This window comes from Parafrankia sp. BMG5.11, from assembly GCF_004337455.1.
On the sequence record NZ_SJXI01000131.1, the window covers coordinates 1 to 10,712 of the forward strand.

Below are 10,712 nucleotides of genomic sequence, written 5' to 3' on the forward strand. Positions count from 1 at the left end.
GAACACCCGGATCTTCTCCATGGCAGCGACCATACGGGCGCCGTAGGCCGTTCGCCCATGTCGCATCGGCCGCCGCCGCCGGGACGTCCGACTCTGAGCGGGAGCCCCGCGGCGCGCCGGCCACCCCGCCGCGGCGCCCGGCGGCGGGCGGGCGGCGAGCCGACCGGGCTTGACGGGTGTCGAGGGGTGCTGGCGGGCCCGCGCCCGGCGCCGCGGGCGGGCCCCGGCAGCGGTCTCCGGTGGCGGGCGCGGACGTGACGGATCTGGCGTCCACGGCCCCCCGCACGCCGGCACGATGGTCCCGTCGGGCACCCTGCGGTCGGCCCGCCGCCGACTACCGTGGAGACGGGCCGTGCCGGGCACGGTGCACCCGCAACACGCCACCGCACGGCGAGGGGAGTTCGCGATCATGGAGTCGGTGACGGCGGGAGTCGGTCGCGAGGTGGCAGTCGAGGTCGTGACGACGGCTTCGCTCGCACCGTCCATTCACAACACCCAGCCGTGGCGGTGGCGTCTCGCCGACGGCCGGCTGACGCTGCGGCCGGACGTCGAGCGGCGCCTCGCAGTCCTCGACCCGGACGGGCGGCAGCTCCTGGTGAGCTGCGGCGCGGCGCTGCTGCACGCCCGGCTGGCGTTCCGGGTGCTCGGCTTCGAGCCGGTGGTGGAGCTGCTGCCGGAGGCGACCGGTTCCGGCGGGCTGGAGCCGGTGCTGTCCGGTGACCTGGTCCTCGCGTCGATGGGGATCGGCGGGCGGGCGGCGCCGACGGATTCCGACCGGCTGCTGTTCTCGGCCGCCGGGGCCCGGCACACCGACCGCCGGCCGTTCGAGGCACGCCCGCTCGCCGGCGACCTGGTCGACCGGATGCGCCGCGCCGCCGAGTCCGAGGGCGCCTGGCTGATGCCGCTGTCGCACTCCGACCAGCGGCTGGACGCGGCGGTGGTCGCGGCCCGGGCGGACTGGGCGGAGCAGGCCGACCCCGCCTACCGGGCCGAGCTGGCGTCGTGGCGGCGCGGGCAGGGCCCGACCGCCGACGGGGTGCCGACCGGCGTGGCCTCGACCCATCACCCCGAACGGGCCAGCGACTTCCCGCTGCGCGACTTCGACACCCGCGGCGCGCCAGGCATCGCGGCGCCGCGTTCCGAGGACGCCGACGGCGGCGCCGACGCGGACGCGGACACGGGTCTCGCCCCGACCGTCGAACAGCGCCCGGAGGAGCTGCCGTCGGTGGAGCGCCCCGCCGTCGTCGTGGTCGGCACGGACGCCGACCAGGCTGAGGACAGGCTGCGCGCCGGGCAGGCGCTGGCGCGGGTCCTGCTCACCGTGACCGCGGCTGGCGCGGCCGCGTCGCCGATGGGCCAGCCCATCGACAGCGACGGGTACCGTTCGGTGATCGAGCGGATGCTGAGCATCGCCGGGCACGTGCAGATGATCCTTCGGGTCGGCTATCCCCGCCGGGACGCGGTGGCCTCCGCGCTGACCCCGCGGCGCCCGATCGGCGAGATCCTGACCTTCGGCTAGCTCCTGGGCGGCGGGTCGGGGGCCCGCCGCCGAAGCCACCGGCAGCCGGCCCGTCAACCGCGGTCGAGGGCCGCGAGACCCAGGTCGAGGTCCAGGTCGAGGTCGAGGACGGCGCTCTCCGCGGAGGCGGGCACCCGCTCGTAGGTCCGCCGGACGAAGTCGGCGACCCGGGACGCCGGCAGTTCGACGGTGACCGGCCCCCCGGGGCTCGGAAGATCGACGATCAGCAGGCGCCGGCGCTCGCGCAGCACCGGCGCGATCCGGATGGTGCCCTCCCCCACGGGCCGCTCGTCGCCCTCGGCGAGGAGCTCCCGCGCGAAGGTCCACGCGAGGACCCGCTGGTCCGGAACCCGCGTGCGCAGGGTGATCGCGACCGGGTCGAGCGGGTCGAAGCGGACGGTGACAAGCACCGGAACCCGCTTACCCGCCTCGGCGCCGGTCAGGTAGGTGGCGTTGACGTCCATGGTCACGGCGTTGGACACAATCGGACGGCCCCTCATGAGATCCTCCCCACCCTCGGTGTTGTACCTCACGGTGTCACCCGAGACGGGGCGATTTCACCCTGCCTTGGTCCGCAGGAGCGGGGGACGAAGGACCGTCCGCGGCCGCCGCGGGCCGCGCCGCACCCCGGCGCGGCCCGCACGGCGCGGTCAGGACTTCTCGATCACTCCGCAGGCGATCCGGTCGCCGGCGTCGCCGGTCGCGTTGGTCCGCTCGTCCGGGCCCGGCGTCGGGGCGCCCTGCGCGGTGTAGCGGTCGGGGATGTGGGCGAAGTTGTCGGGCTGGGCGTGCACGATCACCGCGGCGCCCTGGCTGCGCAGGTCGTCGAGCTGGAAGCGGTCCGTCTGCGCCTGCAGTTCCCCCGTGCCGTCCTTGTCGACCAGCAGTGGCGGCAGGTCGCCGGCGTGGTCGCCGTGCGTGGTCGCCCCGGGGTTGAAGTGACCGCCGGCGGTGCTGAACGGGCCGTCGGCGGCCTTCGGGTCGCACACCGGCTTCTGGTGGATGTGGAACCCGTGGTAGCCGCCGGCGGGCAGGCCGTGCAGGCTGCCCTCGACCCGCACCGCCCCGTCGACGGGGGTGAGGGTGACGGTGCCGACCTCGGCTCCGGTGGCGTCGTGCAGCACGACGTCGAGGCTGCCGGCGGCGCCGGTGGCGGGCGCCGACGTGGCATCGCCGGACACCTCCGGCGCGGACGCGGCGGCGGGGCCGTCGTCGGAGCCGCACCCGACCGCCAGGGCCAGGCAGGCGGCGGCCGCCGCGGCGGTGAGGACGGTACGGGACAGGGGACGTCGCAAGACAGCCTCCAGGACGGCGAACGTGCAGCGGCGGCGGCCCGGGCGCGTGCGCGGCCAGGATCTAGGCCGGACACGGCGCCGGGCCTGGTAGACGGCCCAACCCTACGAAGCGTTCGGGCTCTCGGTCGCCTCCCGGCCACCGAGTGTCGCCATGGCGATAGGCCCGGGGCGGCTCAGCGCTCGATCGCCGCGGCGAGGCGGTCGAGGCGCGCCGTGAGGCCGTCCGGGGTCGTGCTGTCGACGCTGAGGCGGTTCATCAGCTCCTCGTACCGGTCGACGTCCTCCGGCCGGTCAAGGTCGATCGCGCCGGTCAGGTGCTCGAGGTGGACGACGTCGGGCAGCTCGGGCTCAGCGAAGCGCAGGATGGTGAAGGCCCCGGTGGCGACGTGGCCCCCGTACTCGGCCGGCAGGATCTGGATCACGATGTTCGGCGTGGCGGCCAGCTCCCGCAGGTGTGCGAGCTGTGCCCGCAGCACCTCCGCCGAGCCGATCCGCGGCCGCAGCGCGGCCTCGTCGATCACCGCCCACAGTTTCGGCGGGTCGGGCCGGGTGAGCAGCCGCTGCCGGGTGATCCGCATCTCGACGGTGCGCGCGACGGCCTCGGCGCTCATCGTGCCCGGGTTGCTGGTCTGCGCGACGGCCGCGCGCGCATAGTCCTCGGTCTGGAGCAGGTCGGGGACGAGGTGCAGATGGTAGCTGCGGATCAGGGTCGCGGCGCTCTCCAGTCCGAGGTAGGCCTCGGACCAGCCGGGCACGACCTCGGCGTAGCGCCGCCACCAGCCGGGCCGGTTGGCCTCCCTGGCCAGGTCGAGGATCGGCGCCCGGTCGGCCTCGGCGACGATGCCGTAGAGCGTGAGCAGGTCGGCGACGTCGCGCACCTTGAAACCGACCCGGCCCAGCTCCATGCGGCTGATCTTCGAGTCGGAGGCCCGGATCTCGTAGCCGGCGTCCTCCCGGCTGATGCCGGTGGCCTCGCGCAGGCTCCGGAGCCGCGCTCCCAGCATGATGCGGTGCGCGATCGGCCCGCCGTTGGGCACGGTGTCCTCCTCGCCGTCGCGGTGGTGCGCTCACCGCGGGTCACCGACATCCGGCATGTCAGTACCGTTCGGATTTTCCCATGGCTTGACGGTCAGCATGCAGCCAGGTACCGCGAGCGTGGATGATGTGCTCATGAGGTCGAGGACCCGACCCGCGGCAGCCCCGGCCGTGGGTCTCGCCCCACCGGGGACGGCTCTGGCGTTCGACGGCGTCGGCATGACGTTCCCGGACGGGACGCGGGTGCTGGAGGACGTCTCGCTGCGCGTCGGGGCCGGCGAGATCGTGGCGCTGATCGGGGCGTCGGGCTCGGGCAAGTCGACGCTGCTGCGCATCGCCGCCGGGCTCGCGGCGCCGACGAGCGGCTCGGTGCTCGCCGGGCCGGGTTCCCCCGGCTACATCTTCCAGGACCCGACGCTGCTGCCCTGGCGGACGGTCGAGGGCAACATCGGGCTGTTCGCCGAGCTCGACGGCGTCCCCCGGGCGCGGCGCGACCGCCTGGTGGCGGACGCGATCACCATGACCGGCCTGCGGGGCTACGAGCGGTACCGGCCGCGGGCGCTGTCGGGCGGGATGCGGATGCGGGTGTCGCTCGCCCGCGCGCTGACGGCCCGCCCGTCGTTGTTCCTGTTCGACGAGCCGTTCGGCGCGCTGGACGAGATCACCCGCGAGCGGCTCGGTGACGAGCTGCTGCGCCTGCACCTGCGGGAGGGGTTCGCCGGGCTGTTCGTGACCCATTCGGTGGTCGAGGCCGCGCTGCTGGCCAGCCGGGTAGCCGTGCTGTCCGCCCGCTCGGGGCGGCTGCTCGCCGAGATCGAGATCCCGTTCGGCTACCCGCGCGAGTCGGCGCTGCGTTACGACGCCGCTTTCGGACGGGTCGCACGCGAGGTGTCGGAGGCGCTCAAGGACTCGTTCGCCGGGCCCGGACTCGCCGGCCCTGGAGAATCCGGGCCTGGCGCCGCGGGCGACGCCACCGGCCCAGCGTAGATCAGCCGGTGCGCGGCGGCGGACGCGCGGCGGCGGACGGGGCCGGCCGGGCCGGCGTCGCGCAGCGCCACCGTGGCCGCCATGGCGCCCGGCCCGCCGTGCGCACCGCCGCCGGGATGTGCTGACATCGACGCCAGATAGAGCCCGGGGATCGGGGTCTCCGGGCGACCCAGGCCGGGCACCGGGCGGAAGATCAGCTGCTGGTGCAGGGCGGCCGTCCCGCCGTTGAGGGCTCCGCCGCGCAGCACGGAGTCCTGGTCCTCCAGCCGTCGCGGCGACTGGGTGTCGCGGCTGAGAATCAGCGACCCGAAGCCGGGGGCCGCCGCCTCCAGCTTGCGTTCCACCCGCTCGAGGAGGCGGGCGGTGTCGTCGCCGTCCCAGCGGCCGGTGACACCGGCCCCACCGGCGTCGCCCCGGGGGGACTGCGGGAGGTGGAAGTACGCCCACGCGCTCTGCGTCCCGGCCGGCGAGCGGCCGGGGTCGGCAGTGGTCATCTGGCCGAGGACGAGGAACGGGTCCGCCGGCACGAGCCCGCACGCCAGCTGCGCGGACATCATCGTCAGATCGTCCATGGTGCCGCCGAGGTGGACGGTGCCGGCGTCCGCGATCCGGCGGTCGGACCACGGGATCGGCCCGGCGAGCGCCCAGTTGACCTTGAAGGTCGAGCTGTCCCACTGGAAGCGGGCCAGGTCGGTGAGCAGGCGGGCGGGGAGATGCTCATCGCCGACCAGGCGCCGATAGAGGGAGATCGCGTCCACGTCGGCGAGCACCGCGCGCCGGGCGCGCACGGCCGTCCCGTCGGCGAGCCGCACGCCACGGGCCCGGCCGGCGGTGACGATCACCGCGTCCACCTCGGCTCGGGTGCGCACCACCCCGCCGCGGGAGCGCAGCCGGTCGACGAGGGCGGCGGTCAGCCGGCCCGCGCCGCCACGCGGCACCGGGAAGCCGACATCCTGGCCGAGCATCGCCAGCAGCCAGCCGATCAGCGCCGATCCCGCCGACTCCGGTGCCAGGTCGGTGTGCAGCGCGCTGCCGGCGACCAGCAGTCCGGCGCCCGCGCCGGCGAACTCCTCCGCGGCGAACCGGCGGACGGGCAGCATCGCGAACCGGGCGAAGCGCAGCGCGTCGGCGGCCCCGAGCGCGCGGGCGAGCCGTGCGCCCGCCCGGACCGGCGGGAACGGGGCGGCCAGCAGCGCCTCGAGCAGCGGGTCGCGGACCCGTTCCCACAGTGCGACCTGCGCCCGCCAGGCCGCCGCGTCGGCCGGGGCGTAGGCGGCGAGGGATGCGGCCGTCCCCTCGAGGTCGGTGGACAGCACCGCGCAGCGGCCGTCCGGGGTGGGGTGGGCCAGCACCCGCGGGGCGTGCAGCCAGGTCAGCCCGTGGTCGGTGAGGTCAAGCGCGCGCAGCGCCGGGGACCGCGCGGCGAACGGGTAGAAGGCGCTGAACAGGTCGGTACCGAACCCGGGCGCGGTGACCTCTGCGGAGCGGCAGGCCCCGCCCGGCTCGGCGGCGGCCTCGCACACGACGACGTCCCAGCCGGCGTCAGCGAGCCGGTTCGCCGCGACGAGGCCGTTCACCCCCGCGCCGATGACGACCGCGTCCGCGGTGTCCGCCGCCGCGTGCCGGTCGATGGGACGCCGGCCTGCCGGCATGTCGGTCAGGCTCGGCGGGCCGGCATCTCGAACCCGGAGAGGAGCACCGCGTTGCAGTCCGCCGCGGCCTGCCGCACGGGCTTCGCCCGCTGGTAGTCGTCGGACTCGTACCAGGCACGGGCCTCGTCCGCCGACGGGAACTCGAGGACGACCGTGCGGTTCCCGTGCCACTCCCCCTCGAGCAGCTGGACGTCCTCGTCCACGGCGAGGACCTTGGCACCCGCCGCGGCGACCGAAGGACCTGACAGGCGGCTGTAGGCCGCCATGCCTTCGGGATCCTTGATGGCCTCGGTCAGGATGACGTATCCCTTGGGCATGTGCTCTCCTGGGCGACTGCGGTGCACGGCGTGGGACGGGCCATTTTCTCGCTACTCGCGGCTGGTGCGCGACCGACCGGCCTCGGCCGGCCTCACGGCAGGCCGCCGCGTGCGACGAGTTGCGCGGCGATGACGTTGCGCTGGATCTCGTTGGTGCCCTCGCCGACGATCATCAGCGGGGCGTCCCGGAAGTAGCGCTCGACGTCGAACTCGGTGGAGTACCCGTACCCGCCGTGGACCCGGATGGCGGCCAGCGCCACCTCCATCGCGACCTCCGAGCAGAAGTACTTGGCCATGCCCGCCTCGAGATCGGCGCGCTCGCCCGTGTCGTACCGGCGCGCGGCGTGCAGCAGGAGCTGCCGGGCCGCGGTGAGCTTCGTGCCCATCTCCGCGAGGTGGTTGCCGACCGACTGGTGCCGCCAGATCGGCTGGCCGAACGACTCGCGCTCCTGCGAGTAGCGCAGGGCGTCGTCGAAGGCGGCCCGGCCCACCCCGGTCGCCCGGGCCGCGACCTGGATCCGGCCGATCTCCAGCCCGCGCATCATCTGCCCGAAGCCCCGGCCCTCGGCCCCGCCGAGCAGCGCGTCCCGCGGCACCCGGCAGTCGGTGAACGACAACTCGCAGCTCTCGACGCCCTTGTAGCCCAGCTTGGGCAGGTCCCGGGAGATCACGAACCCGGGGACCTTCTCCACCAGCAGGATGCTGATGCCCCGGTGGGCGGGCTCGGCCGCGGGATCGGTCTTGCACAGCAGCGCCACCAGGCCGGAGCGGCGCGCGTTGCTGATCCACGTCTTGGTGCCGTTGACCAGGTAGTCCGCGCCGTCGGGCCGGGCGGTCGTCCGCATCGCCTGCAGGTCGGAGCCGCCGCCGGGCTCGGTCAGCGCCATCGTCGCGCGCAGCTCCCCGGTGGCCATCCGCGGCAGGTAACGCCGCTTCTGCTCCTCCGTCCCGAACGCCAGCAGCAGCTTGGCGACCACCGTGTGCCCGCCCATGGCACCAGCCAGGCTCATCCAACCCCGAGCCAGCTCCTCGGTCACCAGGGCGTAGCAGACGGTCGAGACGTCCACCTGGCCGTACGGCTCGGGGATCGCCAGGCCGAAGACCCCGAGCCGCTTCATCTGCTCGATGAGCGCCTCGGGGTAGGCATTGGCGTGCTCGAGCTCGCGCACCACCGGCCGGACCTCGCGGTCGACGAAGTCCCGGACGGTGTCGACGACTGCCCGCTCCTCCGGGTCGAGCTCCCTCATGCGTCGAACGCCGTCATGCGTCGAACGCCGTCACGAGGCGATCCGGCGCTCCAGCGCGATGTCGAGCAGCTCGTCGGTGAGGACGCGCTTGACACGCGGCCGGCCGGCGGACTCTCCCGAGGAGCGCTCGACGGCGTCGATCAGCCGCCAGCCCTCCTCGGTGACGAGGTGCGGCTGGCGGCCGCGCAGCCAGGTGTCGATCTCACCGACCGGGTCGAACGCGGCGCCCCGGTCGTGGCGGCGCAGCGTGCCGTCGGCGACGTCCGCGAGCAGCCGCGCGACGGTCTCGCCGGCGCACTTCTTGTTCGTGCCGATGATCCCGGTCGGGCCGCGCTTGATCCAGCCGGCCACGTACTCGCGCTCGACGCCCTCGACCCGCCCGTTCACGTTCGGAATGACCCCGCGGCGGTCGTCGAACGGCAGCCCCTCGATCGACCGGCCCTTGTAGCCGACGGCGCGCAGCACCAGGCTGGTCGGGACGGTCTCCCGCTCACCGGTGTCGACGGCGCTGACCCAGCCGTCGTCGCCGACCTTCAGCGCGTTGCGGGCGAACACGATCTCCTCGACCCGGCCGTCGCCGCGGATCTCCAGCGGGGTGCGCTGGAAGCGCAGCGCCACCCGGCGCGCGCCCGCGGGCACCGGGTTCTGCGCGTACCCACGCATCACCGCCAGGTTGCGCTTGACCAGGCGGGACAGCGCCTCCTCGCCCTCCTGCTCGGCGACCTCGGCCGGGTCGACGTCCACCCCGGACTCGGTGAACTCGGGCAGCTCCCTGAGCTCCGCGGTCGTGAAGGCCGCCTGCGCGGCGCCGCGGCGCCCGACGACCATGACCTCCTTGAGCGCGCAGGCGCGCAGTGCGTCGAGGGCGTGGTCGGCGATGTCGGTGCGGGACAGCCGCTCGTGCGGCGAGCAGAGGATGCGGGCGACGTCGAGGGCGACGTTGCCGGCGCCGATCACGACCCCGCGCTCGCCGCTGAGGTCGAAGGTGAGGTGCGCGTAGTCGGGGTGCCCGTTGTACCAGCCGACGAAGTCGACCGCGGACTCGCTGCCGGGCAGGTCCTCACCGGGAATCCCGAGGCGCCGGTCCGTCTGCGCGCCGACGGCGTACAGGACGGCGTCGTAGCGCGCGGTCAGCTCCTCACGCGTGACGTCCTTGCCGACGTCCACATTGCCGAAGAAGCGGAAGTTCTCGTGCGCGGCGATCGCCGCGTACACGCTGGACACCGCCTTTATCTTCGGATGATCGGGGGCGACTCCGGAACGCACCAGGCCCCACGGCGTGGCCAGCCGCTCGTACATGTCCACCCGGACCGGTACGTCGTGCTGTTCCAGCAGCGAGGCCGCCGCGTAGAAGCCCGACGGACCGGATCCGACCACCGCGACGGTCAACGGCGCGGCCGCAGCTCCCTGGGGCATCGATACACTCCTCCAGCCGAATTCCCGCTGATGTCCGCCCGTCACCTGGGCGTCGACCGCCGACGCGATCGCATCCCTGACCGGTGCGGCTCGGGCGCCGTCGCCCATGCAGGTCGCGACCGCGCCGTACCGACCACCTCAACGCAACGTAGAGAAGCGCGCTTCCGGGCGCAAGAACTGCGATGACGGAATGCGGCCGGCGGCCCGCGGTCCGCCACCCGCCCGCACCATTCCCTCCATCACCGTCACCGCATTTCCGATTGCGACGGATTTGCCCCGCACGGTAGAAGCCGGCCCGGCGCGCAGGCTGCTCAGCCGCGGGCGGCGCCCAGCGCCATCGTGTGCAGCATCACGGCCATCTCGGCCCGGTGCAGATCGGTCGCGCTGTGCGGGGTGGAGTTGATCAGACCGAACAGCGCATGGGTACGCGCCCGCGCGGTCGGCGCGTCGAGCTCGGGCCGCACCTGCCGCAGGACGTCCACCCACTGCTCGACATAGGCCCGCTGCAGCCTGCGGACCTCGCGCTCGGCCGGCTCCGGCAGGCTCCACAGGTCGCGGTCGTGGATGACGATCAGGTCGGGGTTGTCGAGCGCGAACTCGACGTGCCCGCGGACGAGCAGGTCGAGGGTCTCCAGGGCGGAGGCGCCGACCCGGCGGGCCTCGCGGGCCGCGTCGAGCAGGTGCTGGCTGATGCCGACGAGCAGCTCGACGAGCACCGCGTCCTTGCTGGGGAAGTGCCGGTAGATTCCCGGGCCGCGGATGCCGACGGCGGCGCCGATCTGCTCGATGCCCACGCCGCGGAAACCGCGTTCGGCGAACAGCCGGGCGGCCGCCCGCAGCAGTTCGTCGCGCCGGGTTGCCCGGGCCGGGGTGCGCGCCCTGACGCGCGGTTCGGCCGGGCTCGTGACAGCGGACCCACCGGCATCGCTGTTCCGGCCGGATTCACTGCTCTTGCCGGCGCCCCGGCCCGAGTCGGGATGGGCTCCGGAGTTGGCGTTCCGGGCAGCGGCTGGCGGCTGGCGGCTCTTGGCCGGGCCGGAGGCGGGCCGCTCGCCCGGGGCGGACCGGACGATTTCTGCTGGCACCGGAACACTCCTCCCAACTCGCAGGCTACCAGCCCTGCCCGCCCGCGACGCGCACTCGGTCACGGGCGGGCGGCTGCCGCGGCCGGCGGGCGCCACCCGCCGCGCCGGCCTTACCCGCCGCGGGGGCGCGGCGCCGCTCCTACACGCCGCGGAAGCGGT

The 10,712-nt window shown here is 74.6% G+C and carries 9 protein-coding genes and 1 pseudogene; 2 read left to right on the forward strand and 8 right to left on the reverse strand.

Annotated elements, in window-relative coordinates:
• Positions 1-352 precede the first annotated feature (352 nt).
• Positions 353-1,519 carry a nitroreductase family protein gene (locus E0504_RS46515; RefSeq protein ID WP_241831116.1) on the forward strand — a complete coding sequence of 389 codons (1,167 nt, stop codon included), beginning with the start codon at positions 353-355 and terminating at the stop codon, positions 1,517-1,519.
• 53 nt (positions 1,520-1,572) lie between these two features.
• On the opposite strand, the gene E0504_RS46520 is transcribed toward E0504_RS46515, so the two are convergent.
• The 3 genes from E0504_RS46520 to E0504_RS46530 form a co-directional block, all read right to left on the reverse strand.
• Positions 1,573-2,019, reverse strand: a complete 447-nt coding sequence (locus tag E0504_RS46520; protein ID WP_112104716.1) for an SsgA family sporulation/cell division regulator — start codon at positions 2,017-2,019, stop codon at positions 1,573-1,575.
• 150 nt (positions 2,020-2,169) lie between these two features.
• Positions 2,170-2,814: a superoxide dismutase family protein gene (locus tag E0504_RS46525; protein ID WP_112104713.1), complete on the reverse strand. Its 645-nt coding sequence runs from the start codon at positions 2,812-2,814 to the stop codon at positions 2,170-2,172.
• A gap of 173 nt (positions 2,815-2,987) precedes the next feature.
• Positions 2,988-3,851 (reverse strand): helix-turn-helix transcriptional regulator, encoded by an 864-nt coding sequence (locus tag E0504_RS46530; RefSeq protein WP_112104712.1) that lies wholly within the window; start codon positions 3,849-3,851, stop codon positions 2,988-2,990.
• 217 nt (positions 3,852-4,068) lie between these two features.
• Here E0504_RS46530 and E0504_RS54760 point away from each other — a divergent pair.
• Positions 4,069-4,482 (forward strand): annotated as a pseudogene (locus E0504_RS54760) (ATP-binding cassette domain-containing protein); the annotation flags it as partial.
• A gap of 221 nt (positions 4,483-4,703) precedes the next feature.
• Here the strand turns inward: E0504_RS54760 and E0504_RS54765 are convergent.
• From E0504_RS54765 to E0504_RS46560, 5 genes are all read right to left on the reverse strand, one after another.
• Positions 4,704-6,488, reverse strand: a complete 1,785-nt coding sequence (locus E0504_RS54765) for an NAD(P)/FAD-dependent oxidoreductase (protein WP_131627684.1) — start codon at positions 6,486-6,488, stop codon at positions 4,704-4,706.
• 5 nt (positions 6,489-6,493) lie between these two features.
• Positions 6,494-6,805: a DUF1330 domain-containing protein gene (locus tag E0504_RS46545; RefSeq protein ID WP_112104710.1), complete on the reverse strand. Its 312-nt coding sequence runs from the start codon at positions 6,803-6,805 to the stop codon at positions 6,494-6,496.
• A gap of 92 nt (positions 6,806-6,897) precedes the next feature.
• Complete coding sequence (locus E0504_RS46550) at positions 6,898-8,052, reverse strand: acyl-CoA dehydrogenase family protein (RefSeq protein ID WP_112104709.1); 1,155 nt, start codon at positions 8,050-8,052, stop codon at positions 6,898-6,900.
• Between the two features lie 30 nt (positions 8,053-8,082).
• The gene (locus E0504_RS46555; protein ID WP_112104715.1) at positions 8,083-9,468 is read right to left on the reverse strand and encodes an FAD-dependent oxidoreductase; all 1,386 of its coding nucleotides are present in this window, start codon (positions 9,466-9,468) and stop codon (positions 8,083-8,085) included.
• Between the two features lie 311 nt (positions 9,469-9,779).
• Positions 9,780-10,310, reverse strand: a complete 531-nt coding sequence (locus E0504_RS46560; RefSeq protein WP_198541171.1) for a TetR/AcrR family transcriptional regulator — start codon at positions 10,308-10,310, stop codon at positions 9,780-9,782.
• Between the last annotated feature and the right edge of the window lie 402 nt (positions 10,311-10,712).